This is a genomic window from Serratia sp. H402Y (assembly GCF_051172415.1).
Taxonomy (GTDB): Bacteria; Pseudomonadota; Gammaproteobacteria; order Enterobacterales; family Enterobacteriaceae; genus Serratia; species Serratia ureilytica.
The window spans coordinates 1-24,996 of sequence record NZ_JBPIYZ010000008.1; the positions used below are offsets into that span (position 1 = coordinate 1).

The 24,996-nt window shown below is 60.1% G+C and carries 20 protein-coding genes and 1 riboswitch; of the genes, 8 read left to right on the forward strand and 12 right to left on the reverse strand.

All coding sequences use genetic code 11. The features are described 5' to 3' along the window. Positions 1-187: 187 nt before the first annotated feature. Positions 188-1,051, reverse strand: a complete 864-nt coding sequence (murI, locus tag ACSBQS_RS23440) for a glutamate racemase (RefSeq protein ID WP_025921004.1) — start codon at positions 1,049-1,051, stop codon at positions 188-190. Next, positions 996-2,867: a TonB-dependent vitamin B12 receptor BtuB gene (gene btuB / locus ACSBQS_RS23445; RefSeq protein WP_196018861.1), complete on the reverse strand. Its 1,872-nt coding sequence runs from the start codon at positions 2,865-2,867 to the stop codon at positions 996-998. The genes murI and btuB overlap by 56 nt, the downstream gene beginning before the upstream one ends. A gap of 69 nt (positions 2,868-2,936) precedes the next feature. Next, positions 2,937-3,149, reverse strand: a riboswitch (cobalamin riboswitch). A 122-nt stretch (positions 3,150-3,271) separates the two neighbouring features. On the opposite strand from btuB, the gene trmA reads away from it, so the two are divergent. Further along, entirely contained in the window at positions 3,272-4,375 is a 1,104-nt protein-coding gene (gene trmA / locus ACSBQS_RS23450; protein ID WP_047025843.1) for a tRNA (uridine(54)-C5)-methyltransferase TrmA, read from the forward strand. A 34-nt stretch (positions 4,376-4,409) separates the two neighbouring features. Here the strand turns inward: trmA and ACSBQS_RS23455 are convergent, their stop codons facing one another. Beyond that, entirely contained in the window at positions 4,410-4,781 is a 372-nt protein-coding gene (locus ACSBQS_RS23455; protein WP_025304650.1) for a YijD family membrane protein, read from the reverse strand. A gap of 15 nt (positions 4,782-4,796) precedes the next feature. Next, positions 4,797-5,429: an HTH-type transcriptional repressor FabR gene (gene fabR, locus ACSBQS_RS23460; protein ID WP_004931044.1), complete on the reverse strand. Its 633-nt coding sequence runs from the start codon at positions 5,427-5,429 to the stop codon at positions 4,797-4,799. Between the two features lie 218 nt (positions 5,430-5,647). Between fabR and sthA the strand changes: the two genes are divergently transcribed. Further along, positions 5,648-7,045: a Si-specific NAD(P)(+) transhydrogenase gene (gene sthA, locus ACSBQS_RS23465; RefSeq protein WP_004931047.1), complete on the forward strand. Its 1,398-nt coding sequence runs from the start codon at positions 5,648-5,650 to the stop codon at positions 7,043-7,045. Here the strand turns inward: sthA and oxyR are convergent. Continuing rightward, positions 7,028-7,945, reverse strand: a complete 918-nt coding sequence (oxyR, locus tag ACSBQS_RS23470; RefSeq protein WP_033652202.1) for a DNA-binding transcriptional regulator OxyR — start codon at positions 7,943-7,945, stop codon at positions 7,028-7,030. The two genes, sthA and oxyR, sit on opposite strands and share 18 nt — an antisense overlap. A 151-nt stretch (positions 7,946-8,096) precedes the next feature. Between oxyR and ACSBQS_RS23475 the strand changes: the two genes are divergently transcribed. From ACSBQS_RS23475 to ACSBQS_RS23490, 4 genes are all read left to right on the forward strand, one after another. Next, the gene (locus ACSBQS_RS23475) at positions 8,097-8,828 is read left to right on the forward strand and encodes a glutathione peroxidase (RefSeq protein ID WP_015379403.1); all 732 of its coding nucleotides are present in this window, start codon (positions 8,097-8,099) and stop codon (positions 8,826-8,828) included. 72 nt (positions 8,829-8,900) lie between these two features. Then, a complete protein-coding gene (locus tag ACSBQS_RS23480; protein WP_197666912.1) occupies positions 8,901-10,349 on the forward strand; it encodes a dihydrolipoyl dehydrogenase in 1,449 nt (482 codons plus the stop codon). Between the two features lie 162 nt (positions 10,350-10,511). Continuing rightward, positions 10,512-10,772 carry a toxin HicA gene (locus ACSBQS_RS23485; protein WP_033652203.1) on the forward strand — a complete coding sequence of 87 codons (261 nt, stop codon included), beginning with the start codon at positions 10,512-10,514 and terminating at the stop codon, positions 10,770-10,772. Then, positions 10,759-11,085: a type II toxin-antitoxin system HicB family antitoxin gene (locus ACSBQS_RS23490; RefSeq protein WP_033652204.1), complete on the forward strand. Its 327-nt coding sequence runs from the start codon at positions 10,759-10,761 to the stop codon at positions 11,083-11,085. The genes ACSBQS_RS23485 and ACSBQS_RS23490 overlap by 14 nt, the downstream gene beginning before the upstream one ends. Positions 11,086-11,118: 33 nt before the next feature. Here ACSBQS_RS23490 and argH read toward each other — a convergent pair whose 3' ends face one another. From argH to argC, 4 genes are all read right to left on the reverse strand, one after another. Beyond that, entirely contained in the window at positions 11,119-12,492 is a 1,374-nt protein-coding gene (gene argH, locus ACSBQS_RS23495; RefSeq protein ID WP_047025845.1) for an argininosuccinate lyase, read from the reverse strand. A 69-nt stretch (positions 12,493-12,561) separates the two neighbouring features. After that, positions 12,562-13,782, reverse strand: coding sequence for an argininosuccinate synthase (locus ACSBQS_RS23500; protein WP_004931061.1), 1,221 nt, complete (start codon positions 13,780-13,782; stop codon positions 12,562-12,564). Positions 13,783-13,807: 25 nt separating this feature from the next. Beyond that, a complete protein-coding gene (argB, locus tag ACSBQS_RS23505; RefSeq protein WP_033645219.1) occupies positions 13,808-14,581 on the reverse strand; it encodes an acetylglutamate kinase in 774 nt (257 codons plus the stop codon). A gap of 20 nt (positions 14,582-14,601) precedes the next feature. Then, the gene (gene argC, locus ACSBQS_RS23510) at positions 14,602-15,606 is read right to left on the reverse strand and encodes an N-acetyl-gamma-glutamyl-phosphate reductase (RefSeq protein WP_047025846.1); all 1,005 of its coding nucleotides are present in this window, start codon (positions 15,604-15,606) and stop codon (positions 14,602-14,604) included. 216 nt (positions 15,607-15,822) lie between these two features. Here argC and argE point away from each other — a divergent pair, with 216 nt between their 5' ends. Next, a complete protein-coding gene (argE, locus tag ACSBQS_RS23515) occupies positions 15,823-16,968 on the forward strand; it encodes an acetylornithine deacetylase (protein WP_015379410.1) in 1,146 nt (381 codons plus the stop codon). 261 nt (positions 16,969-17,229) lie between these two features. Further along, positions 17,230-19,866, forward strand: coding sequence for a phosphoenolpyruvate carboxylase (gene ppc, locus ACSBQS_RS23520; protein ID WP_004931070.1), 2,637 nt, complete (start codon positions 17,230-17,232; stop codon positions 19,864-19,866). A gap of 105 nt (positions 19,867-19,971) precedes the next feature. Here ppc and metF read toward each other — a convergent pair whose 3' ends face one another. The 3 genes from metF to metB all read right to left on the reverse strand — a co-directional run bounded on the left by metF (position 19,972) and on the right by metB (position 24,695). Then, complete coding sequence (gene metF, locus ACSBQS_RS23525; RefSeq protein ID WP_033645217.1) at positions 19,972-20,868, reverse strand: methylenetetrahydrofolate reductase; 897 nt, start codon at positions 20,866-20,868, stop codon at positions 19,972-19,974. Between the two features lie 228 nt (positions 20,869-21,096). Then, positions 21,097-23,532, reverse strand: coding sequence for a bifunctional aspartate kinase/homoserine dehydrogenase II (locus ACSBQS_RS23530; protein ID WP_033645216.1), 2,436 nt, complete (start codon positions 23,530-23,532; stop codon positions 21,097-21,099). Positions 23,533-23,534: 2 nt separating this feature from the next. Beyond that, positions 23,535-24,695 carry a cystathionine gamma-synthase gene (metB, locus tag ACSBQS_RS23535; protein WP_434991366.1) on the reverse strand — a complete coding sequence of 387 codons (1,161 nt, stop codon included), beginning with the start codon at positions 24,693-24,695 and terminating at the stop codon, positions 23,535-23,537. Positions 24,696-24,996 lie beyond the last annotated feature (301 nt).

The following is a 24,996-nucleotide window of genomic DNA, read 5'->3' on the forward strand; positions in this document are numbered from 1 at the left end:
GCGGGCTGCGTATATTACGCTTTTCACCCGGAGAGTCAAGCGTTTATTTCGCTTTCTTCTCGCTGACCCGGCGGCTTGTCAGTCGTTGTTCCCGGTCAGTGGAGGCGCATTATAGGGAGTTCTCGGCGGGCCGCAACCCCTATTTTCAATATTTTTTCTGACCGTTGAATGTTTAACCAAAACACCGTTAAAGCGGCAGTTTTTTCAACGATTTAAAGCCATAGCCCTGCAAAACGGGCAATAAAGCGTCAGTATCTTCATTTAACGCCATGCAATACGCCAGATTCTCTTCCTGGCTCGAGACCAGGTTTTCCTGCGTAGAGATGAGCCAGGCGGTGCGACGGGCAATCGCCGCGCCGGAATCCACCAATCGGGTGCCTTCCGGCAACACTTGCATCAGCTCTTCAGCTAATAGAGGGAAATGGGTGCAGCCCAGCACGACGGTATCCGGCGGCTCGCGCATGCTCAGCCACGGATGCAGGATCTTCTTCAGCACCGGTAGCGGCACGGCTTCGCCATGCAGCTTGGCTTCCGCCAGCTCCACCAGTTCTGAAGAGCCCAGCAGTTCAATCTTGCAGTCGGTGGCGAAACGGGAAATCAGTTCGTGGGTGTAGCTGCGCTGTACGGTACCGCGGGTCGCCAACAGGCCGACAATGCCGTTAACGGTAAGACGGGCCGCCGGTTTGATGGCGGGCACCACGCCCACGACAGGGAAACTGAAACGCTCGCGCAGGGCCGGCAAGGAGACCGTGCTGGCGGTGTTGCAGGCGATGACGACAATCGCCAGAGGATGACGCTGCTGCACCGCGCCGACAATCTCCAGCACGCGCTCAACGATAAACTCTTCTGACTTCTCGCCGTAGGGGAACGCCACGTTGTCGAACGCGTATATATAGTGGAGATCCGGCAGCAACTGCCGAATCTCCTGATACACCGACAGCCCGCCGACGCCGGAATCGAAAACCAGCACCGTCGGGCGAGGTGTGGCGGTGCTGTTAGAAGGTATAGCTTCCAGTGAGGTAGTATTCTCTTCCTGGAGTAGCGTAGCCATAGGCCGTCTCATAATCTTTATCAAACAGGTTGGCAATTCTACCACGAACTGTCAGATGAGATGTGACCGGATACGAAACTGCGAGATCCCACAGGCTCACGCCGCCGAGTTTAACGCTCTGTTCCGGATAGGTACTGTAATCCTTGTCATAACGTTGACCCAGATATTGATAAGTCACCGCCCAGTCAAAGTCATACAGCTGCCAGTCCAGCTCATATTTCACCTGCTGCTTGGCGCGCCGCAGCAGCACTTCATTGGTCTTGGCGTTGCGAGGATCGACATAGTCATAACCAATCTGATGCGTCAACGGGCCGGTATCAAATGAGGCCGTAGCTTCAATCCCTTTGATGGTCGCCTTACCCACGTTGTAATAGACGTAGTTGGTTTCCCCCGTGGAATCGATCAAATTGTCGATGTCGTTGCGATAACCGGAGATGCGCCAGGTCACCGGGCCGGTCAGCCCTTCAAAGCCACCTTCCCACTGCTTGCTTTCTTCCGGTTTCAGATCGGTGTTGTTACCGAAGTTGCCGTATAGCTGGCTCATATTCGGTGCTTTGAACGCCGTGCCATACGACGCGATAAAACGGTATCCCTCGACGAATTCCCAGGCCGCGCTGGTTTGCCAGGTGCCATGCCAGCCAAACTCGGAATGATCGTCACCTCGAATCGCGCCTTCCAGCGTTACCGGGCCAACCAGTTGCTGCGCAGTCAGATAGATGCCTGCATCACGTTGGCTTTTTTCACCCTTCACGGTGGTGGAATCCGGTTTGATTTTCTGTTGCTGCCAGTCGACGCCAGAGCTTACGGTACCCTGTCCAACCTGCAGCGTATTGCCCCACTGCAGGTTGTACTGTTCGGAATCCACCAGGCTGGCCGAGCTGTCATGCATGCCGAGGCGAGGATCGTAATCGTAATCCTTGCTATGGCTGTAGCTGCCAATCACTTGTGTTGCGTAAATGCCTTCTTTATAGCGCAATCCGGTATCCCAGGTTTGGCTATACAGTTTGCGCGTATCCAGCAGAGGGCTGGTCGGTGAGGAATAATAACTATCATACGCCGTGCGGTTGTCGTAACCATACCCGCGCACAAAACCGCTGACCGATTCGCTGAACTGGTGCTCAAGCGCACCATACAGCGACTTACTCATAAAGCCATCGCGATCCTGTTGGCTTTGCATGCCGGTGCTGCCGTAGGCCACCACGTCATACCCTTTGGTGTAGGTGTAGTCACCCGCCACCGTCGCCACGGTGCTGTCGCCCAACTGCTGTTGAGTCGACGCGTCATAGGATTGATAGCCGTTGGAGCCGACGCCGGCTGAGAGCGTAGTACCGTTCTTTTCACGCGTGGTAATGATGTTGACCACGCCGCCGATGGCGTCGGAGCCGTACACCGCCGAGCGCGGGCCGCGGATGTATTCGACTTTCTGCACCAACGAAATCGGGATTTGGCTAAGGTCAGAGGAGCCGCTGACGCCCGCCTGATTAAGGCGAATGCCGTCAATTAGCACCAGCACGTGGCTGGAGTTTGTGCCGCGAATAAACAGCGAGCTCTTTTGCCCCAACCCGCCGTTTTGGCCAACGTCCACGCCCGGCAAACGGCGCATCACGTCGGTCAGGCTCTTGGCCTGCCAGCGATCGATATCGTTGCGGGTGACGATGGTGGTCGGCGCCAGCACGGAAGAAACCGGCTGCGGGAAACGGTTGGCGGTAACCACCAGGTTATCGCCATTCGTGGCTGTAGTGTTGTCTTGCGCCCATCCAGAAAAAGCCGTGACGGAAGAGACCACCGCCAGCAGCGTATTTTTTGTAATTGTCATGAGAAAAGCATCCAAACTTAATTGGCGGATGCCGCAGGATCATGGCCGGTAGTTCGCGACGGCCACGGACATTGCGACGTAACACCGGCAGGTCTTCGGGCTTGGGATTTGCGGGCCGCAGGGCGCGACCGGCAACGGGCGATGACTTCCCATCCTGCAGTGGACAGTGTCTGCGTCGAAACGCTATCGCCGTGACTTCCCCTTACCGCTGCGCGTCAGCTCCGGATTCACACCGGATTCCCTTTTCACTCGCTGCTTGAGGCCGGACGGCAATGCTACGATCAATGCAAATAGATGTCTAGACTGCCATTAATGTTACAAATAATAAACGCGACAAAACTGGACTTCACGGGCTGATTCCCTACAATCCCCGCTGATCAAATTTGCCTGACGAGAAGAAACACATGACGCCCGAGAATTTGCCTATTGAACGTTACGATGACCAACTGGCGGAGAAAGTCGCCCGCCTGAAGACGTTGATGTCACCGTTCGCGGCGCCCGAGCCGGAAGTGTTCCGCTCGCCAGTCGACCACTACCGCATGCGCGCCGAATTCCGCATCTGGCACGACGCGGAAGACATGTATCACATCATGTTCGATCAGCAGACCAAGCAGCGTATTCGCGTCGATCAGTTCCCGGCGGCCAGCGAGCTGATCAACCGCCTGATGACCGCCCTGATCGCCGCGCTGAAACCGGAGCCGATCCTGCGCCACAAGCTGTTCCAGATAGATTATCTGTCGACGCGAAGCGGCAAAATCATCGCTTCGCTGCTGTATCACCGCAAGCTGGATGACGTTTGGCAACAGCGCGCCGAGCAGTTGCGCGACGAGCTGCGCGCGCAGGGTTTCGACCTGCAGCTGATCGGCCGAGCGTCGAAGACCAAGATCATGCTCGACCAGGATTATGTTGACGAAGTGCTGCCGGTCGCCGGCCGCGACATGATTTATCGCCAGGTGGAAAACAGTTTCACTCAGCCCAACGCGGCCATGAACGTGCAGATGCTGGAGTGGGCGTTGGCGGTCACCGCCGGTTCCAAAGGCGATTTGCTGGAGCTGTACTGCGGCAACGGCAACTTCTCGCTGGCGCTGGCGCGCAATTTCGAGCGCGTGCTGGCGACCGAGATCGCCAAACCGTCGGTGGCGGCGGCGCAGTACAACATCGCCGCCAACCATATCGACAACGTGCAGATCATCCGCATGGCGGCGGAAGACTTCACTCAGGCGATGAATGGAGTACGCGAATTCAACCGGTTGAAAGGCATCGATCTGAGCGGCTACAACTGCGAGACGATTTTCGTCGATCCGCCGCGCAGCGGGCTGGACGATGAAACGGTGAAGATGGTGCAGGCTTACCCGCGCATTCTGTATATTTCATGCAATCCGGAAACGCTGTGCGCCAACCTGGAAACGCTGCAGGCCACCCACCGGGTCAGCCGTCTGGCGCTGTTCGATCAGTTCCCGTATACCCATCACATGGAGTGCGGCGTGTTGCTGGAAAAGCACCGCTGATATGACAGGGGCGCCATGATGGCGCCCCGTTTCATTACGATTCTTGAGTCGGCGCATCCGGCGCCTTGCGCGCCTTCAGTTTCATGCCGATCCACAGCACCAGCGCCACGCAGATCACCGACGGCAGGAAGTTGGAGCCGATCTGCGGATACTCGGCGCGCACGATGGCGCTGTACAACAGCAGCCCCAGCAGGAAACAGGCCGCCGCCAGCTTCGGCATGCCATCCGGCATGGCGCGGTTCAGGTAACGCTGATGCAGGCAGTACACCGCCAGCACCAACGCGATCAGCGGGAAGATCGAAAACGGCACCACCGAGCTGAACAGCGCGGCAAAGGAACCGTTGATCGAAAGGCCGGCAATCAACGCCAGCAGTAAGGTGCCATTTTCACGGCCTGGTTTTTCCATCATTTTTTACCTTTTTTATACGTGGGACACAGAAGCTTTTTCTTGTTCGCGACGATACCAGTAATACGCCCCTTTGGAGATCATCCGCAGTTGCAGCACCAGCCGTTCTTCCAGCTGCTGCCGCTGCTCGACGTCGATATCCAGCGCTTCCGCGCCGGCGCTGAACACGATGGTGACCATCGCTTCCGCCTGCGCTTCGGTAAAGCTGCGCGGCATGTGATTTTCCAACTCGAGGTAGTCCGCCAGTTCGGCGATGAAATGCTGGATCTCGCGCGCCACCGCCGCACGGAATGCCGCCGACGTGCCGGAGCGCTCGCGCAGCAGCAGGCGGAAGGCGTTCGGGTTGTTGCCGATAAACTCCATAAAGGTGGACACCGAGGTGCGGATCACGCTGCCGCCCTTGGCGATGCGTTGGCGCGCCTGGCGCATCAACTGACGCAGCATCAGGCCGCTTTCATCCACCATGGTCAGCCCCAACTCGTCCACATCGCGGAAATGGCGATAAAACGACGTGGGCGCGATGCCCGCCTCGCGTGAAACTTCCCGCAGGCTCAGACTGGCGAAGCTGCGTTCGGCGCTCAGCTGGCTGAAAGCGGCTTCGATCAGGGAACGACGAGTCCGTTCTTTTTGTTGTGCTCTGACGCCCATATGCATATCCGGATAGGTTCCATTTTCTCAGTCTAACGCCCTAGACTCGGCAATATAGCAAATTTTATTGCAACAGCATTTATACTAACGCGCTCTATCACACTTCCGCCCTGAGCCGATTGTGCTTTGACTCAAAAAGCCTAATGGTGATTGGGTGAGCAGCGCTATGATGTTAAGATACCGTTGTAATCTTGTATAAAAAAACAGGTCTCTCCTACATGCAACAGCACTATCAATTTGATGCCATTGTGATTGGCTCGGGCCCTGGTGGTGAAGGTGCCGCCATGGGGCTGGTGAAACAAGGCGCCCGCGTGGCCGTTATCGAACGGTACAATAACGTAGGCGGCGGATGTACCCATTGGGGCACCATCCCCTCCAAAGCCCTCCGCCACGCCGTCAGCCGCATTATCGAATTCAACCAGAACCCGCTTTACAACAACTCGCGCACGCTCAGCGCGACCTTCCCTGACATTTTACGCCACGCCGATAACGTCATCAGCCAGCAAACCCGAATGCGCCAAGGGTTCTATGAGCGGAACCAGTGCAAACTGTTCGCCGGCGACGCGCGCTTCATCGACGCCAACACCGTCAGCGTCAGCTACATGGACGGCACCCAGGACACCATCCGCGCCGATCACATCGTGATCGCCTGCGGCTCGCGTCCTTACCATCCGGCCAGCGTCGACTTCAACCATCCGCGCATCTACGACAGCGATTCCATTCTCGAGCTGAGCCATGAGCCGCGCCACGTGATCATTTACGGCGCCGGGGTGATCGGCTGCGAGTATGCGTCCATCTTCCGCGGCCTAAACGTCAAGGTCGATCTGATCAACACCCGCGATCGTCTGCTGGCGTTCCTCGATCAGGAGATGTCGGATTCGCTCTCTTACCACTTCTGGAACAACGGCGTGGTGATCCGCCACAACGAAGAATTCGAGAAGATCGAAGGCACCGAAGACGGCGTGATCGTGCACCTGAAGTCCGGCAAGAAGGTGAAAGCGGACTGCCTGCTGTACGCCAACGGCCGTACCGGCAACACCGATTCGCTGGGGTTGGAGAACGTCGGCCTGGAGTCGGACAGCCGCGGGCTGCTGAAAGTGAACAGCATGTATCAAACCGCGCTGTCGCACATTTATGCGGTCGGTGACGTGATCGGCTATCCGAGCCTGGCTTCCGCCGCCTACGATCAGGGCCGCATCGCCGCGCAAGCGATCGCCTCCGGCGAAGCCAGCGGTCACTTAATCGAAGATATCCCGACCGGCATCTACACCATTCCGGAAATCAGCTCCGTCGGCAAAACCGAGCAGGAACTGACCGCGATGAAGGTGCCGTATGAAGTGGGCCGCGCCCAGTTCAAGCATCTGGCGCGCGCGCAGATAGCCGGGATGAACGTCGGCAGCCTGAAGATCCTGTTCCATCGCGACACCCTGCAGATCCTTGGGATCCACTGCTTCGGCGAGCGTGCGGCGGAGATCATCCACATCGGCCAGGCGATCATGGAACAGAAAGGTGAAGGCAATACTATCGAGTATTTCGTTAATACGACCTTCAACTATCCGACCATGGCCGAAGCCTACCGGGTGGCGGCGCTAAACGGCTTAAACCGCCTGTTTTAACGCGCTGTCGATGTAGCCCTGCATGTGTTCGCGGATCGCCTCGGCCAGTTGCTCATAACGGCTGCGCAAAGGGGAGCCGGGGCGGTACACCAGCGCGATGGTGCGCTTCGGCTCCGGCTTGTAGCAATCCAGATAGCAGACGCCGTCGCGTTCGCGCTGCGGCGGTACCGCCAGTGACGGCAGCAGGGTAATGCCGCTGCCGGCCGCGACCATATTGCGCAGCGTTTCCAGACTGGTGGCGCGGAAGTGGGTATCTTCGTCCGCGCCCGCCTGGAAGCAGAAGCCCATCGCCTGATCGCGCAGGCAGTGGCCATCCTCCAGCATCAGCAGTTTCTCACCCGCCAAATCCGGCATCGGCACGCGCTCGCGCTGCGCCCACGGGTGATCGGAGTACACCGCCAGCTTCATCGGTTCATCGAACAAAGGCACTTCGATAAATGCCTCGGTTTCCTTCACCAATGCCAGAATGGCGCAGTCCAGTTTGCCGCTGTCGAGTTGCGCCAGCAGCTGATGGGTTTGCGCTTCGTGCAGGTACATTTCCAGTTTCGGGAACGTTTTGTGCAGCGTCGGGATGATCTGCGGCAGCAGATAAGGCCCCACGGTCGGGATCAGGCCGATGTGCAACGGTCCGGACATGGCTTCGCCCTGCTGGCTGGCCATCTCCTTCAATACTTTCACTTCTCGCAGCACGGTACGCGCCTGCTCCACCAGCAACAGACCCGCCTGGGTGAACAGCACCTTGCGGCTGGTGCGTTCGAGCAGCATGACGCCCAACTCGTCTTCCAGCTTACGGATCTGCCCGCTCAGCGTGGGTTGGCTTACATGGCATGAATCGGCCGCGCGGCGGAAGTGCCGGTGCTCGGCCAAGGCGACCAGATACTCTAAATCACGAATATTCATTGTTTCCCTCCATTCCATGATAGCTCATGGCGATAGATAAGATAGCAATGAGCGATTAGATCTATCAAGCCCCAGCGACAATAATGTGTCCCAACGAAGCGATATCGCGCTAAATGCTAAAAATTACTTTTCCTAATTAAGGGGTTAATCAATGTTTACCAGTCAAGAAGGCAAGAAAGTTCCTCAGGTTACTTTCCACACCCGTCAGGGCGACCAATGGATTGATGTGACCACTGATGACCTGTTCAAAAACAAAACCGTCATTGTTTTCTCGCTGCCGGGCGCGTTCACGCCGACCTGTTCTTCGAGCCACCTGCCGCGCTACAACGAACTGTCCAGCGTATTCAAGCAGCACGGCGTCGACAGCATTCTTTGCGTCTCCGTGAACGACACCTTCGTCATGAACGCCTGGAAAGCCGACCAACATGCGGAAAACATCACCTTCGTACCGGACGGCAACGGTGAATTCACCAAAGGCATGAACATGCTGGTCGAGAAAGCGGATCTGGGCTTTGGCCCTCGCTCATGGCGCTACTCGATGCTGGTACGCAACGGCGTGGTCGAGAAAATGTTTGTCGAGCCGAATAAGCCGGGCGACCCGTTTGAAGTGTCCGACGCCGACACCATGCTGAAATACCTGGCGCCGGAATTCAAAGTGCAGGAATCGGTCTCCCTGTTCACCAAGCCGGGCTGCCCATTCTGCGCCAAAGCCAAGCAGATGCTGCAAGAGCGCGGCATTCAGTATGAAGAGATCGTGCTGGGCAAAGACGCCACCACCGTCAGCCTGCGCGCCGTCAGCGGCCGCGCCACGGTGCCGCAAGTATTCATCGGCGGTCGTCACATCGGCGGCAGCGACGATCTGGAAACCTTCCTGTCAGCTTAATAAGTAATAACAAAGCCAACGTGAACTTTGGCGGGCTACGGCCCGCCCTTTTTTTACCTTTCAGGAGCGGATATGAAACTGTTGAACGTTGATGTCGCGGTCATCGGCGGCGGCACCGCAGGGCTCGGCGCCTATCGTGCGGCCAAACTGTCTACCCCCAGCGTGGTGATGATTGAAGGCGGGTCGTACGGCACCACCTGTGCGCGCGTTGGCTGCATGCCATCCAAATTACTGATCGCCGCCGCCGAAGCGGTGCATCAAATCGAACGTGCGCCGGGCTTTGGCGTGCACCCAACCGGCAAAACGCGTATCGACGGACGCGAGGTGATGGCGCGTGTCAAACGCGAGCGCGACCGTTTCGTCGGCTTCGTGCTGGAAGGCGTGGACGAGATCCCGGCCGCCGACAAAATTCAGGGCTATGCCCGCTTTATCGACGACAACACGCTGCAGGTCGATGACCATACGCGCATCGTGGCGCAGCGCATCGTGATCGCCACCGGCTCTCGCCCCAGTTGGCCGGCGCCGTGGAATGAATTGGGCGATCGCCTGATCGTCAACGACGATCTGTTCAACTGGGATGACTTGCCGCAGTCCGTGGCGGTATTCGGCCCCGGCGTGATCGGGCTGGAGCTGGGGCAAGCGCTGCACCGCCTCGGCGTCGACACCAAGGTCTTCGGCATCGGCGGCGCCGTCGGGCCGCTGACCGACAGCGCCGTGCGCGATTACGCTGCGAAGGCGCTGGGGGAAGAATTCTACCTCGACGCCGACGTGAAAGTGGAGATGATGCAGCGCGAAGGCGACCGCGTATTTATCCGCTATCAGGATCTGCAGGGCCAGTCGCAGGAGATCCTGGTGGACTACGTGCTGGCCGCTACCGGCCGCCGCCCCAACGTCGATCGGCTGGGTCTTGAAAACACCGGCCTGCAGCTCGACGCTCGAGGCGTGCCGCTGGCCGACCGCCTGACGATGCAAACCAGCGTGCCGCATATCTTTATCGCCGGCGACGCCAGCAACCAGCTGCCGCTGTTGCATGAGGCCAGCGATCAGGCACGCATCGCCGGCGCCAATGCCGGCAGCTTCCCGGAGATCAATCCGGGTCTGCGCCGCAGCGCGATTTCGGTGGTGTTCTCCGATCCGCAGATCGCCATGGTCGGCTCGACCTTCCGCGAGCTGAGCGAGAAGTTCAGCGCCTGCGGATGTTTTGAAGTGGGCAAGGTCTCGTTTGAGAATCAGGGCCGCTCGCGAGTGATGCTGCGCAACAAGGGCGTTCTGCACGTTTACGGCGAGCAAGGCACCGGCCGTTTCCTCGGTGCGGAAATGATCGGCCCGGATGCCGAACACATTGCGCACCTGTTAGCCTGGGCGCACCAACAGCAGATGACCGTCGATCAAATGCTGGACATGCCGTTCTATCATCCGGTGATCGAAGAAGGCTTGCGCACTGCGCTGCGCGACCTGCAGGCGAAGCTCAAACTCGGCACGGCCGAAATCGAGCGCTGTCAGCGCTGTCCGGGCGAATAACGCCCCCTTCTCCGTTCACACCTACCGGGCCTTCAGGCCCGGTTTTTTTGCGCAGCGCTTTCCAGATTTTCCTCCCTCCTCTTGCCTCAAGGCTCTCCTGCGCTCATTTTTTATGCTTCGATATTGAAGTGATATCAATAATGATACTAAAATGGAGGCAACATGAACGAGATCAGGGATGACATCGCTGATTTGCAACAGCGGCAGAACAGCATCAAATTCGCCGAGTTAGCGAAAATCTGCGTGCGATGGTTTGGGCCGCCGCGCATAAACGGTAGCAGCCATCACGTTTATCGCATGCCCTGGCCAGGCGATCCGCGCATCAATATCCAACGCGGCAACAACGGCGCGGCCAAGGCATATCAGGTTAAGCAGGTCATCGCCGCACTGGCCAGAATGGAGGAAGAACATGGAAAAGCATGAACACTATACCTATCGCATCACCTGGTCAGCGCAAGACCGTGAATATGTCGGGCTGTGCGCCGAATTCCCCTCGTTGTCCTGGCTGGCCGCCACGCGTACCGGCGCATTGGAGGGTATCGAGAAAGTGGTGAGCGAAACGATCGCCGACATGCTGGCACAAGGCGAAACGCCGCCGCAGGCGTTGGCGGAGAAAAATTTCAGCGGCAAACTGGTGCTGCGCATGACGCCGGAACAGCATCGCCGGCTGGCGATCGGCGCGATGGAAGAAGGCGTGAGCCTGAACCGTTATCTCTGCGCACGCCTGGCGGGGTAAAGGTTCAAGGGCGGCGCCAGGCCGCCCTCGTCGTCAAGCCAAACGCTGTTTCACTGCGGCGATTGCCGCGGCCACCTGCTGCGGCGCGACGCCGCCTTTGGCCGCACGTTTGTCCAGGCAGGATTGCAACGCCAGGATCGGATAGACATCGTCGCCGATCGTCGCGCTGAACTGCTGCAAATCCGCCAGCGGCAGCGCTTCCAGCGGTTTGCCCTGGCGAATGGCTTCTACCACCGCCTCACCGACGATATGGTGCGCTTCGCGGAACGGCACGCCTTTGGCGACCAGGTAGTCCGCCAGCTCGGTGGCATTCGCATAACCCTGCTCCGCCGCTTCCCGGCAGCGCGGGCGCTTCACCTGAATGCCGTCCAGCACCAGCGCCGCCATCTGCAGGCAGTCCATCCAGGTGTCGAGCGCGTCGAACAGCCCTTCTTTGTCTTCCTGCATGTCTTTGTTGTACGCCAGCGGCAGGCCTTTCAGCGTCATCATCATGCCGGTCAGCGCGCCCTGTACGCGGCCACACTTGCCGCGGATCAGCTCCAGCGCGTCCGGGTTTTTCTTCTGCGGCATCAGCGAAGAGCCGGAGGTCACGCGGTCAGACAGCTCGACAAACGCCGCCTCGCCGCTGTTGAAGAAGATCAGATCTTCGGCGAAGCGCGACAGGTGCACCATGCTGATGGCGGCGTTGGACAGCAGCTCCAGCACGTGATCGCGATCGGATACGCTGTCCAGGCTGTTGCGGGTCGCCGAGGCGAAGCCCAGCCAGCCGGCCAGCTGCTCGCGATCGATAGGATACGCGGTGCCGGCCAGCGCGCCGCTGCCCAGCGGGCTGACGTCCAGCCGTTTCAGGGTATCCTGCAGGCGGCTTTCATCGCGCGCCAGCATCTCGACATAGGCCAGGCACCAGTGCGCGAAAGTCACCGGCTGCGCGCGTTGCAGGTGGGTATACCCCGGCATCACCGCATCCTGGTTGGCTTCGGCGGTCTCCATCAGCGCCTGCTGCAGCTGGACGATCGCCTGATGCAGATCGCCGATCTGCTTTTTGCACCACAGCTTCAGATCGGTCGCGACCTGATCGTTGCGGCTGCGGCCGGTGTGCAGCTTCTTGCCCAAATCGCCGACCTTCTCGATCAGCTTCTGCTCCACCCAGCTGTGGATGTCTTCGGCATCGCTTTGGACGATCGCCAAAGGATCGGCCTGGACTTCCGTCAGCAAGGCATTCAGCGCCTGCTCCAGCTGCTGTTGCTCCGTTGCCGTCAACACGTTAACGGTCACCAGCGCCTTCGACCAGGCCACCGAGCCCACGATATCTTGCTCCGCCAGGCGATAATCGAACCGCAGCGAATCGTTGAGTTGCTTGAACCGCTGATCCGCCGCCTGAGTGAACCGTCCGCCCCAAAGTGCCATACCTTTACTCCTGAATTTTTATGCGAAAGGGCGCAGCATGCTGCGCCCTTGCAGAGTCACGCCAATCGGTTATTTATTCTTTTTCTCGTTCAACGCGCGGATGCGTGAAGACAGAGAGAACAGGCGGATAAAGCCGCCCGCGTGGCTGTGATCGTAAACTTCGTCTTCGCCGAAGGTGGCGAACTCTTCGGAGTACAGGCTGTTGGCGGATTTTTTCTGGGTCGCCGTCACCTGGCCTTTGTACAGCTGCAGCACCACTTCACCATTCACCTCTTCAGCCAATGCTTCGGCAGAGGCCTGCAGCGAGCGGCGCAGCGGCGCGAACCAACGGCCGTCGTACACCACATAGGACATCTCCAGGCCCAGCTGCTCGCGCCATTTGAAGCTGTCGCGATCCAGCACCAGCTGCTCGATGGCGCGCAGCGCCGCCACCATGATGGTGCCCCCCGGGGTCTCATAGCAGCCGCGGGATTTGATGCCCACCAGACGGTTTTCCACGATGTCGATACGGCCGACGCCGTGCTTGGCGCCCAGCGCGTTCAGGGTTTCCAGGCACTGGTACGGCGATAGCGCTTTACCGTTAACCGCCACGACGCGGCCTTTCTCGACGGTAACGGTCACCTGCTCAGGCTGGTCCGGCGCTTCCTGCGGATCGACGGTCCATACCCAGCAATCCTTGTTTGGCGCGTTCCACGGGCTTTCCAGCACGCCGCCTTCGGTGGAGATGTGCCAGGCGTTCTCATCGCGGCTGTAGATTTTCTCCAGCGATGCGGTGGTCGGGATATTGCGCTCTTTCAGGTAATCCAGCAGCGCTTCACGGGAACGCAGGTTCCACTCGCGCCACGGCGCTACCACTTTCAGCTGCGGCGCCAGCGCGGTGTAGGTGGTTTCGAAACGCACCTGATCGTTGCCTTTGCCGGTCGCGCCGTGGCACAGCGCGTCTGCGCCCACTTTCAACGCCAGCTCGACCTGCGCCTTGGCGATGATCGGCCGCGCCATCGAGGTGCCCAGCAGATAGCTGCCCTCGTACAGGGCGCCGGTCTGCAGCACCGGATAAACGTAATCACGGATAAATTCTTCACGCAGATCGACCACGTGACATTCAGAGGCACCGGACTGCAGGGCTTTTTGCTCCACGCCTTCCAGATCGCTGCGCTCCTGGCCGATGTCCGCCACGAACGCCACCACTTCACAGCCGCCGTAGTTCTCTTTCAGCCATGGAATGATGGCCGAGGTATCCAGGCCGCCGGAGTACGCCAGAACGATTTTTTTGATGCCTTGGTTTTGCATGATCTATTCCTTTCTAATTCTAAAATTAAGCGAGGATCCGGGTGCCAATCGACACGCCGTTAAACAAAGCAGGAAGCTGATCGGCATGGCGCCAGCTGGCGATATCCACCGGGCGGCCGAGGGTGCGGGCAGCGTCGAGCGCCGCATTCACCTTCACCACCATACCATCGGTGATGATGCCTTGCGCGATCAGTTGTTCCGCTTTTTGCGCCGTCATTTCCGCAATGCGTTGGCCCTTGCCGTCGAGGATGCCGCTGACGTCCGACAGCAGGATAAGGTCCGCCCCCAGCGTCGCCGCCAGCGCCGTCGCCGCCTGATCGGCGTTCACATTCATTAACTGCCCTTCGGCGGTGATGCCGATGGAGCTGACAACCGGCAGGTAGCCAGCTCCCAGCAGGGTATTGAGCAGCGCGGGCGAACCGGGCTGCGCGTTGCCGACGTGGCCCAATGCCGGATCGAGCGGGGTCACTACCGCGCTGCCGCCGTCCGCCAGGCTCAGGCCGACGGCGTTGATTTGGTGTTTAATCGCCCACGCCAGCAGCGTTTTGTTGGCGGTGCCGGCCAGCGCCCCGGTGATGATGTCGATCTGATCGGCCGGCGTGACCCGCAGGCCGTTCTTTTTCACCACCGGCAAAGCGAGCTGCTTCATCAGTTCGTCCACCACGCAGCCGCCGCCGTGCACGATCACCAGCGGGCGCTGGTGCTGCTGCCGATAGCTGTCCAACGCGGTAAACAGACGCTCCAGCGCTTCTTCACTGTCTAATAACACGCCACCTAACTTGATAATTAACGGGTTCATTGCTGTTTACTCACGCTGGTTTAAAGGAGTGATTGGGTTTCCGGGAAGCCGAAACGGATATTCAGGCATTGCACCGCCTGCGCCGCCGCGCCTTTCAGCAGATTGTCTTCCACCGCCACGGCGATCAGATGCTCGCCCTGCACCGCAAAACCGATGTCGCAGAACGGCAGCCCCACCACCGATTTCAGCGCCGGCACGCCCTGGTCGTACAGCCGCACCAGCGGCTTGTCGTCATAGGCAGCATGATAGGCGGCCGCGACGTCCTGCGCGGTCACGCCGGCTTTCAGACGGCAGGTGATGGTTTCAAGGATGCCGCGCGGGAAATTGCCCAGGTGCGGCGTAAAGATGACCGGCACGCCCAGGTGTGCGGCGATCTCCGGCTGGTGCCGATGAGTGAAAATACCGTACGGCTGCAGGCTCACTTCGCAGAAGCTGGTGGTCATGCTGGCCTTGCGCCCGGCGCCGCTAACGCCGCTGGTGGCGTTGATCACCGGCCACTGATCCAGATTCAGCAGCTGTTTTTCGATCAACGGTTTCAGCGCCAGCTGCGCCGCCGTCGGGTAACAGCCCGGCACCGCGATCAGCTGCGCCTGTTTAATCTTGTCGCTCTGCCACTCCGCCAGGCCGTACACCGCCTGCTCCAGCAGAGCGCCATGCTGATGCTCGAAACCGTAGTACTGGCTATAGAAACCGGCGTCCTGCACGCGGAAGGCGCCGGACAGATCGAACACCACGCAGCCCGCCGCCAGGAAAGCCGGTGCGATATCGTGGCTGACTTCATGGGCGGTGGCGAGGAACACCACGTCGATGCCCTGCGCCGCCTTGGCGACGTCAGTCAACGGCTGCAGCGGCAGATCGACGATGCCTTTCAACTGGGGATGGAGATCGGAAAGCAACTTTCCTGCATCTGCACTTTGCGCTGAAACCGCTAAAGCGGTTATGTTCATGTGTGGGTGGCGATTCAGGTAAGCCGTGAGCTCCGCTCCGGCGTAACCGCTGGCACCAACGATCAGCGTATTCAACATGTGGCCTTTCACCTTCTAAACTGACGTGCGGTCGCTTGCGACCCAGGTAACAGGGCTAGCCAGCGTTGTTGCGCCGTTCACCCACGGAGCCAGGCGTTGATGCTTTTATAAACATCCGGGCATCGGGTTCCCTTACGCTTCGGCTTACTGTATTTTTATTCAAAATAAATGCATGAATATTGATACTATCCTAACCTAAGGCTGTCAACAGTGAAGATGAAATTACCTCCATTTATTGAGCTGTACCGGGCGTTGATCGCCACTCCGTCAATCAGCGCCACCGATGCCGGCCTCGATCAGAGCAATGAGGCGTTAATCAACTTGCTGGCCGGATGGTTTGCCGACCTGGGCTTTCGCGTCGACGTACAGCCGGTGCCGGAGTCGCGCCACAAATTCAACCTGCTGGCCAGCATCGGCGAAGGCAGCGGCGGCCTGCTGCTGGCCGGCCACACCGATACGGTGCCTTACGACGAAGGCCGCTGGACGCGCGATCCCTTCACCCTGACCGAGCACGACAACAAGCTCTACGGGCTGGGCACCGCCGACATGAAAGGCTTCTTCGCCTTTATTCTGGATGCGGTGCGCGATATCGACGCGAGCAAGCTGACCAAGCCGTTGTACATTTTAGCCACCGCAGATGAAGAAACGACGATGGCCGGCGCGCGTTACTTCGCCGCCTCTACCGCCATTCGTCCGGATTTCGCCATCATCGGCGAGCCGACCTCGCTGCAGCCGGTGCGCGCGCACAAGGGCCACATGGCCAACGCCATTCGCATCGTCGGCCAGTCCGGCCACTCCAGCGATCCGGCGCGCGGCGTCAACGCCATCGATCTGATGCACGAGTCCATCGGCCGCCTGATGGAGCTGCGCAAAACCCTGCAGGAGCGCTACAACAATCCGGCGTTCGCCGTGCCTTATCCCACCATGAACTTCGGCCATATCAGCGGCGGCGACGCGGCCAACCGCATCTGCGCCTGTTGCGAACTGCACCTGGATATCCGCCCGCTGCCCGGCATGACGCTCGACAACATCAACGAACTGATGCATCAGGCGCTGGAGCCGGTAAGCCAACGCTGGCCGGGCCGCCTGACCATCGAAGAGCTGCACGCGTCGGTGCCGGGCTACGAGTGCCCGACCGACCACCGCATGGTGGCGGTGATCGAGGAGCTGCTGGGCACCCGCACGCAGGTGGTCAACTACTGCACCGAAGCGCCGTTCGTGCAACAGGTCTGCCCGACCCTGGTGCTCGGCCCCGGTTCCATCGATCAGGCCCACCAACCGGACGAATACATCGACACCGCGTTTATCGAACCGACGCGCAAACTGTTGGGCCAGCTGGTCAATCACTTTTGCCGGCAATAAACCCGACATTTAGCAGGGGAAATGCTTTATGCTTCCCCTAACTCAAAATAAGTAGAAAGCAGCGAAATAAGCCACGCTGATAACCCACGCGGCGTAATTAAATTTCAGAAAATGCGCCGATTTTGATGTTTTTTTGCTAAAAATAGTGTCAATTGACGATTGGACAGGAACGCGATGGGATCAGGCAGGCGGTCTGCGCCTGACGCGTGAAATTTATTTACAAGATAAAAATCATACATACAGAACTGGGTCAGGGGTTATATGAACGAACAATATTCGGCAATGCGCAGTAATGTCAGTATGCTCGGCAAATTGCTCGGCGATACCATCAAAGAAGCGCTGGGCGAGCATATTCTCGATCGCGTTGAGACCATCCGTAAGCTTTCCAAATCCTCACGCGCCGGCAACGAAGCGCATCGCCAGGAGCTGCTCTCCACCCTGCAGAACCTGTCCAACGACGAGCTGCTGCCGGTGGCGCGCGCCTTCAGCCAGTTCCTCAACCTGACCAACGTCGCCGAGCAGTACCACAGCATTTCGCCCAACGGCGAAGCCGCCAGCAACCCGGAAGCGCTGGCCCAACTGTTCAGCCGTCTCAAAGACAAAAAGCTCAGCGACAAAGAGCTGCAGCACGCGGTGTCGCAACTCTCCATCGAGCTGGTGCTGACGGCGCACCCGACGGAGATCACCCGCCGCACCCTGATCCACAAGCTGGTGGAGGTCAACACCTGCCTCAGCCAGCTCGATCACAACGATCTGGCCGACTACGAGCGCAACAAGATCATGCGCCGCCTGCGTCAGCTGGTAGCCCAGTCGTGGCACACCGACGAAATTCGCAAACACCGCCCTTCTCCGATCGACGAAGCCAAATGGGGTTTTGCCGTCGTGGAAAACAGCCTGTGGGAAGGCGTGCCGGCGTTCCTGCGCGAATTCAACGAACAGCTGGAAAACTCCATCGATTACAGCCTGCCGGTGGAAGCGGTGCCGGTGCGCTTCACCTCCTGGATGGGCGGCGACCGCGACGGCAACCCGAACGTCACCGCCGAAATTACCCGCCATGTGCTGCTGCTCAGCCGCTGGAAAGCCTGCGACCTGTTTACCCGCGACATCCAGGTGCTGGTCTCCGAGCTGTCGATGACCGAGTGCACCCCGGAGCTGCGCGCCCGCGCCGGCGGCGATGAGGTGCAGGAGCCTTACCGCGAAATCATGAAGCAGCTGCGCAGCCAGCTGATGAGTTCCCAGGCTTATCTTGAAGGTCGCCTGAAGGGCGAGCGCGTGCTGAAACCACACGACCTGCTGGTGAACAACGAGCAGCTGTGGGAGCCGCTGTATGCCTGCTACCAGTCGCTGCAGGCCTGCGGCATGGGCATCATCGCCAATGGTCAACTGCTGGATACCCTGCGCCGCGTGCGCTGCTTCGGCGTGCCGCTGGTGCGCATCGACGTGCGTCAGGAGAGCACCCGCCATACCGAAGCCATCGCCGAGCTGACCCGCTATCTGGGGCTGGGCGACTATGAAAGCTGGTCGGAAGCCGATAAACAGGCGTTCCTGATCCGCGAACTGAACTCCAAACGCCCGCTGGTGCCGCTGAAATGGCAACCGAGTGCCGACACGCAGGAAGTGCTGGAAACCTGCCGGGTGATCGCCGAAGCGCCGCAGGGCTCGATCGCCGCCTATGTGATTTCGATGGCGCGTACGCCTTCCGACGTGCTGGCGGTGCACCTGCTGCTGAAAGAGGCCGGCTGCCCGTTCGCGCTGCCGGTCGCCCCGCTGTTCGAAACCCTCGACGACCTGAACAACGCCGACGACGTAATGACCCAGTTGCTGAACATCGACTGGTATCGCGGCTTCATCCAGGGCAAACAGATGGTGATGATCGGCTATTCCGACTCGGCGAAAGACGCCGGCGTGATGGCCGCTTCCTGGGCGCAGTACCGCGCGCAGGACGCGCTGATCAAAACCTGTGAAAAGGCCGGCGTGGCGCTGACGCTGTTCCACGGCCGCGGCGGTTCCATCGGCCGCGGCGGCGCTCCGGCGCATGCGGCGCTGCTGTCGCAGCCGCCGGGCAGCCTGAAGGGCGGCCTGCGCGTCACCGAACAGGGCGAGATGATCCGCTTCAAGTTCGGCCTGCCGGAAGTCACCATCAGCAGCCTGGCGCTGTATGCCGGCGCGATCCTCGAGGCCAACCTGCTGCCGCCGCCGGAACCGAAGAAAGAATGGCGGGCGCTGATGGACGACCTGTCCGAGACCTCCTGCCGAATGTATCGCGGCTACGTGCGTGAAAACCCGGACTTCGTGCCTTACTTCCGCGCGGCCACGCCGGAACTGGAGCTGGGCAAACTGCCGCTGGGCTCGCGCCCGGCCAAGCGCAAGCCGAACGGCGGCGTAGAGAGCCTGCGCGCCATTCCGTGGATCTTCGCCTGGACGCAGAACCGCCTGATGCTGCCGGCCTGGCTCGGCGCCGGCGCCGGATTGCAGGAAGCGGTGAAAGCCGGCAAACAGGCGGAGCTGGAGGCGATGTGTCGCGACTGGCCGTTCTTCTCCACCCGCATCGCCATGCTGGAAATGGTGTTCGCCAAAGCCGACCTGTGGCTGGCGGAATACTACGATCAGCGCCTGGTGGATAAATCGCTGTGGCCGCTGGGCCAACAGCTGCGCGATCAGTTGGAAAGCGACATCAAGGTGGTGCTGACCATCGCCAACGATGCGCACCTGATGGAAGACCTGCCGTGGATCGCCGAATCCATCGCGCTGCGCAACGTCTATACCGACCCGTTGAACGTCTTGCAGGCCGAATTGCTGCACCGTTCGCGCCAGCAGGAGCAGCCGGACGCCCGCGTGGAGCAGGCGCTGATGGTTACCATCGCCGGCGTCGCCGCCGGGATGCGCAACACCGGCTAGTGAGCCTCATCGCGGCCCCGTTTACCGGGGCCGTTTTTTTTATGTCTCCCCCACAAAAAAAGGGCGCCGCGGTAAAGCGGCGCCCTTGTCAATGGAGCAAGCCCGTCAGGCGGCGGCCACTGGTCGCACGCCCAGCGTGTGGCAGATGGCGTAGCTCATCTCGGCGCGGTTCAGCGTATAGAAGTGGAAATCTTTCACCCCTTCGCGGCTCAGGATCTTCACCATGTCCATGGCGATGTTGGCGCCGACCATTTTGCGGGTCTCCGCATCGTCGTCCAGCCCTTCGAACATGCTGGTCATCCAGCTTGGCACCCGCACGTTGGTCATGGTGGCGAAGCGCTGCAGCTGCTTGAAGTTGGACACCGGCAGAATGCCCGGCACGATTTCCACGTCGATACCGGCGGCGACGCAGCGGTCGCGAAAGCGCAGGTAGCTCTCAACGTCGAAGAAGAACTGGGTAATCGCGCGACTGGCGCCGGCATCGATCTTGCGTTTCAGGTTAATCAAATCGGCCTGGGCGCTCTTCGCCTCCGGGTGCACTTCCGGGTAAGCGGCGACGGAAATGTCGAAGTCACCCACGTCTTTCAGCAGCGCCACCAGATCGGTCGCGTACATTTCCGGCTTGCCGCCGCCCGGCGGCAGATCGCCGCGCAGCGCCACGATATGGCGGATGCCGCTGTTCCAGTAATCGGTCGCGATGTCGCGCAGCTGCGCCGGGCTGGCATCGATGCAGGTCAGGTGCGGCGCCGCCTCCAGGCCGGTGCGTTCCTTGATCCCTTTGATGATGCTGTGGGTGCGATCGCGCTCGCCGGAGTTGGCGCCGTAGGTGACGGAAACGAATTTAGGTTTGAGAATGCTCAGACGATCGATCGACTGCCACAGGGTCTCTTCCATCTCGCTGGTGCGTGGCGGGAAGAACTCGAATGATACGTTAATCTGGCCGTTCAACTCCGCCAGACTCTGATTCAGCGCTTCCCGCTGGTTTGCGTGGAAAAAACTCATACCCTGCTCACCTCTTATCGATCACTGTTTTTATTTCATCTTGATGAGCGTCTATACGTTTAGACGTCTAGATAGAAAATGCCGCATGTTGGCTAAAGAGTCAACAGGAAAATGAGGGGAATAAGATGATTAATCCTCACCCGCTCAACGAGGGAATTTCATGATCGCGACAAAGATAAGTATGGCAGGAAAAGCCAAGGGGCGCGGTGAGCCCGCGCCCGCAGAGGATTAAAGCAGCTGCGCCAATCGGTTAAGGTCTGACTGGATCGCGCCGGCGGTCACATCGCGGCCGGCGCCCGGCCCGCGGATCACCAGCGGATTATCGCGATACCAGCGGCTTTCGATGGCGAACACGTTGTCGCACGGCAGCAGCGAGGCCAGAGGATGCTCAGGGCGCACCGCCTCTACGCCGACCCGCGCCTTGCCGTTGGCGTCGAAACGCGCCACATGGCGCAGCACCAGGCCCATTTCGCTGGCGGCCTCAAAGCGCTGTTGCATCTGCTGATTCAGCGCCTCACCGTTCTCGAAGAACTGATCGACGGAGCCCAGCTCGCACCCCGCCGGCACCAGCGACTCGACCCGCACCTGGTTCGGTTCGATGTCGTAGCCCGCCTCGCGCGCCAGGATCACCAGCTTGCGCATCACGTCCTGGCCGGAGAGATCGACCCGCGGATCCGGTTCGGTCAGCCCCTGCTGCCAGGCCTGGTCCACCAGCTCGGTGAACGGCACCGTGCCGTCATACTGCAGGAACAGCCAGGAGAGCGTGCCGGAGAAGATGCCGCTGATCGCCAGAATGCTGTCGCCGCTGTCGCGCAGATCGCGCACCGTGTGGTTGACCGGCAGGCCGGCGCCGACGGTGGCGTTATACAGCCAGTGGCGGCCGGTTTTGGCGAAGGCGTCGCGTATTTGGCGATAGCTGTCGCTGCACGAGGCCCCCGCCAACTTGTTGGCGCTGATCACGTGGAAACCGTAGCTGGCGAAATCCAGATACTGCCCGGCCAGCTCTTCGCTGGCGGTCACGTCGAGCACCACCAGATCGTCGAACGGGTGCGCGCGCATCCACAGGAACAGCGATTCTTCATCCAGCTCCTGCGCTTCGTCCTCAAAGAATGCCAGTGCGCGGCTGGCGTCCAGCCCGTCATAGTTCAGCAGGCTGCGGCGGCTGTCCACCACCCCCGCCAGGATAAATTCGAAGCCGCTGCGCGCGGAGATATTGGTCTGCTCACGGGCGAACAGCTCCAGCCAGCGCGACCCGATATTGCCCTTGCCGAACAGCACCAGACCGATGCGCTTCTCGGCGCGGAACAGGCTTTGGTGCAGCCCCTGGATCAGCAGCGCGGTCGGCCCCTGGCGCAATACCGCCACCAGGCTGATGCCATCTTCCGCCTGCCAGATAAACTCGACCGGCTGATCTTTCAGCTGCTGATAGAAACGGTGGCTGTGCAGCGGGTTCTTGCACACCCCGGCGCCGACCATCGCCACCAGCGCCAACCCTTCGCGCAGGCGCAGCTCGCCTGGCAGCACCGCGGCCTGCAGCGTCGCCAGCGCGCTGTTGACCACCTCGGAGGTGTAGCACAGCTGCACCAGGTTGCGGTCTGGGTGGATGCCCACCGCCAGCGGTTTGATCTGCGCGCGCTTGAGCACCAGATCCAACTCTTTCTGCGCCAGTTTGAAGTCATGCTGAGCGGCAACGTGCAGTTCAATCAGGCACACATCGTCGTGGCTGGTGACAATCTTGGCGCCGGTGCCGGAAGCCAATACGCGCTCAATGCGCGTCGAGCCCTGCTCCGGCTGATAGCTGCAGCGCAGTTGAAGATCGATATCGCTACCGGAGACCGGCTGCAGGGTACGGGTGTGTAACACCGGCGCAGCCAGACGCGCCAGCTCGCTGGCTTCGTCCAGACGCAGCAGCGGCAGCAGGCAGGCGTCTTTCACCTTGCGCGGATCGGCGCTGTAAACCCCGGCCACGTCGCTCCAGATGGTGACGCGCGCAGCGCCGGCCAGCGCGCCGACCTGAGTGGCGGAGTAGTCGCTGCCGTTACGCCCCAACAGCACGGTTTCCCCGGCGTCGTTGCGCGAAATGAACCCGGTCACCACCAGGCGTTTACCTGGGTGTTGGGCCATCAATTGTTGCAACAGCGGGTAAGAACGGCCTTCATCCACCTGCGGCTGCGCGGCGCGCTCGGCGCGCAGGAAGTCACGCGCATCCAGCCAGGCCGCCTGCATGTCCAGGTGGTTGAGCACCGCCGCCATCAGGCGCGCCGACCAAATCTCGCCGTGCCCGACCACTTCGGCGTAGCACACCTCGTCGACATTGCCGTCCAGCAGCGCCGCCAGGCGTTCCAGATCCTGAATGAACTCGGCGATCAGCGGCTCGGCGCTTTCCGGCGGCAACAGGCCGCTGATAAGATCGCTGTGATAACGACGCAACGTCTGCTGCACCTGGTGCGCAGACAGGCGATCGCTCTGGCTGAGCTTCAGCCAGTTGATCAACTGGTTGGTGGTACTGCCGGCGGCCGATACCACCATCATGTCGCCCGGCTGGCTGTATTCCGCCATAATCCCGGCCACACGCAGATAACACTTCACATCCGCCAGACTGCTGCCGCCAAACTTGTGCAGTTGACGCCCGCTCACCGGCCCTGCTACAGCAATTGCATTCATGCTTACCTCGTTGCCGCCGCCTGGAAAGCGCGTTCCAGATCGGCAATCAAATCTTCACTGTCTTCAATACCCACGGAAATGCGCAGCAGGCTCTCGGAGATGCCGGCCGCTGCCCGCGCCTCCGCCGCCATGCCGGCGTGAGTCATGGTCGCTGCATGCGAGATCAGGCTTTCTACGCCGCCCAACGATTCTGCCAGAGTAAACAGCTCAAGGGCAGAGAGAAAACGGCGCAGCACCGCTTCATCGCCGTCCAGTTCAAAACTCAGCATCGCGCCGGAACCGCGCTGCTGACGACGGGCGATCTCATGCCCCGGATTCTCCGGCAGGGAGGGATGATACAGCTTTTTCACCAGCGGTTGCTGCTGTAAATAGTCAACAATCGCTTCAGCGTTTTGTTGCGCCGCCTTGATGCGTGGCGACAACGTGCGCATGCCGCGCAGCAACAGATAGCTGTCGAACGCGCCGCCGGTCACGCCGATGTTGTTCGCCCACCAGGCCAGCTCGACCGCCAGCTCAGGATCTTTGGCGATCACCGCGCCGGCCACCACGTCCGAATGCCCGTTCAGGTATTTGGTGCAAGAATGGACCACCAGATCGGCACCGAGTTCGATCGGCTGTTGCAGGGCCGGGCTGAGGAACGTGTTGTCCACCACCGTCAACGCGCCCGCCGCGTGCGCGGCAGCGCAGATCGCCGCGATGTCCACCACCCGCAGCAGCGGATTGCTGGGGCTTTCTATCAACACCAGCTTCGGCTTTTGCGCCAGCGCCTGTTGCAGGGCGGCCTCATTGCCTTGATCGACGAACAGCACGCGATAAGCGCCGCGCTTGCTCAGGCTGTCGAATAACCGATAGCTGCCGCCGTAACAGTCGTGCGGCGCCACCAGCAGATCGCCGGGCTTCAGCAGTACGGTGGTCACCAGATGGATCGCCGACATCCCGCTGCCGGTCATCACCGCGCCGGCGCCGCCTTCCAGCTCCGCCAACGCGCGCTGCACCACGTCGCGCGTCGGGTTGCCGCGGCGCGAGTAGTCATGAGCTCGGGGTTGATTGAAGTCGGTAAAGTTATAGGTGCTGGACAGATGAATCGGCGGGACAACGCAGCCGTACTGTTCGTCGTCGTTCAGGCCGCTGCGTACGGCAATCGTGGCTGGTTTACGCGTCATGGGCTCGCTCGGCTCTCGGTTCGGTGAATGAGGCCTAAAGAGTAATCGCAGGATTGATAGACGTCAATACATCTGGACATCTAAACTTCTTTGCGTATAGATTGAGCAATGACACAATACCCGCTAAAATTATGCCGATATGACATGACGATAAGATGTTAAGCGGCAATGCCTGGCCGAAGCGGGGCATTCAGTGACCCTGGTCGCGTAAAATTGACATTTATTTAGTGAGAACAGTGAAGATCGGGCATAATTGGCCGGTTTTTAGAATTTTGTAATTTTTCTGACAAAGTTAAGGTGT

What these genes read in the sequence shown, in the direction of transcription:
- murI (WP_025921004.1), bottom strand. Translation starts at nt 1,051, where the DNA reads ATGGCTACGCTACTCCAGGAAGAGAATACTACCTCACTGGAAGCTATA.
- btuB (WP_196018861.1), bottom strand. Translation starts at nt 2,867, where the DNA reads ATGACAATTACAAAAAATACGCTGCTGGCGGTGGTCTCTTCCGTCACG.
- trmA (WP_047025843.1), top strand. Translation starts at nt 3,272, where the DNA reads ATGACGCCCGAGAATTTGCCTATTGAACGTTACGATGACCAACTGGCG.
- ACSBQS_RS23455 (WP_025304650.1), bottom strand. Translation starts at nt 4,781, where the DNA reads ATGGAAAAACCAGGCCGTGAAAATGGCACCTTACTGCTGGCGTTGATT.
- fabR (WP_004931044.1), bottom strand. Translation starts at nt 5,429, where the DNA reads ATGGGCGTCAGAGCACAACAAAAAGAACGGACTCGTCGTTCCCTGATC.
- sthA (WP_004931047.1), top strand. Translation starts at nt 5,648, where the DNA reads ATGCAACAGCACTATCAATTTGATGCCATTGTGATTGGCTCGGGCCCT.
- oxyR (WP_033652202.1), bottom strand. Translation starts at nt 7,945, where the DNA reads ATGAATATTCGTGATTTAGAGTATCTGGTCGCCTTGGCCGAGCACCGG.
- ACSBQS_RS23475 (WP_015379403.1), top strand. Translation starts at nt 8,097, where the DNA reads ATGTTTACCAGTCAAGAAGGCAAGAAAGTTCCTCAGGTTACTTTCCAC.
- ACSBQS_RS23480 (WP_197666912.1), top strand. Translation starts at nt 8,901, where the DNA reads ATGAAACTGTTGAACGTTGATGTCGCGGTCATCGGCGGCGGCACCGCA.
- ACSBQS_RS23485 (WP_033652203.1), top strand. Translation starts at nt 10,512, where the DNA reads ATGAACGAGATCAGGGATGACATCGCTGATTTGCAACAGCGGCAGAAC.
- ACSBQS_RS23490 (WP_033652204.1), top strand. Translation starts at nt 10,759, where the DNA reads ATGGAAAAGCATGAACACTATACCTATCGCATCACCTGGTCAGCGCAA.
- argH (WP_047025845.1), bottom strand. Translation starts at nt 12,492, where the DNA reads ATGGCACTTTGGGGCGGACGGTTCACTCAGGCGGCGGATCAGCGGTTC.
- ACSBQS_RS23500 (WP_004931061.1), bottom strand. Translation starts at nt 13,782, where the DNA reads ATGCAAAACCAAGGCATCAAAAAAATCGTTCTGGCGTACTCCGGCGGC.
- argB (WP_033645219.1), bottom strand. Translation starts at nt 14,581, where the DNA reads ATGAACCCGTTAATTATCAAGTTAGGTGGCGTGTTATTAGACAGTGAA.
- argC (WP_047025846.1), bottom strand. Translation starts at nt 15,606, where the DNA reads ATGTTGAATACGCTGATCGTTGGTGCCAGCGGTTACGCCGGAGCGGAG.
- argE (WP_015379410.1), top strand. Translation starts at nt 15,823, where the DNA reads ATGAAATTACCTCCATTTATTGAGCTGTACCGGGCGTTGATCGCCACT.
- ppc (WP_004931070.1), top strand. Translation starts at nt 17,230, where the DNA reads ATGAACGAACAATATTCGGCAATGCGCAGTAATGTCAGTATGCTCGGC.
- metF (WP_033645217.1), bottom strand. Translation starts at nt 20,868, where the DNA reads ATGAGTTTTTTCCACGCAAACCAGCGGGAAGCGCTGAATCAGAGTCTG.
- ACSBQS_RS23530 (WP_033645216.1), bottom strand. Translation starts at nt 23,532, where the DNA reads ATGAATGCAATTGCTGTAGCAGGGCCGGTGAGCGGGCGTCAACTGCAC.
- metB (WP_434991366.1), bottom strand. Translation starts at nt 24,695, where the DNA reads ATGACGCGTAAACCAGCCACGATTGCCGTACGCAGCGGCCTGAACGAC.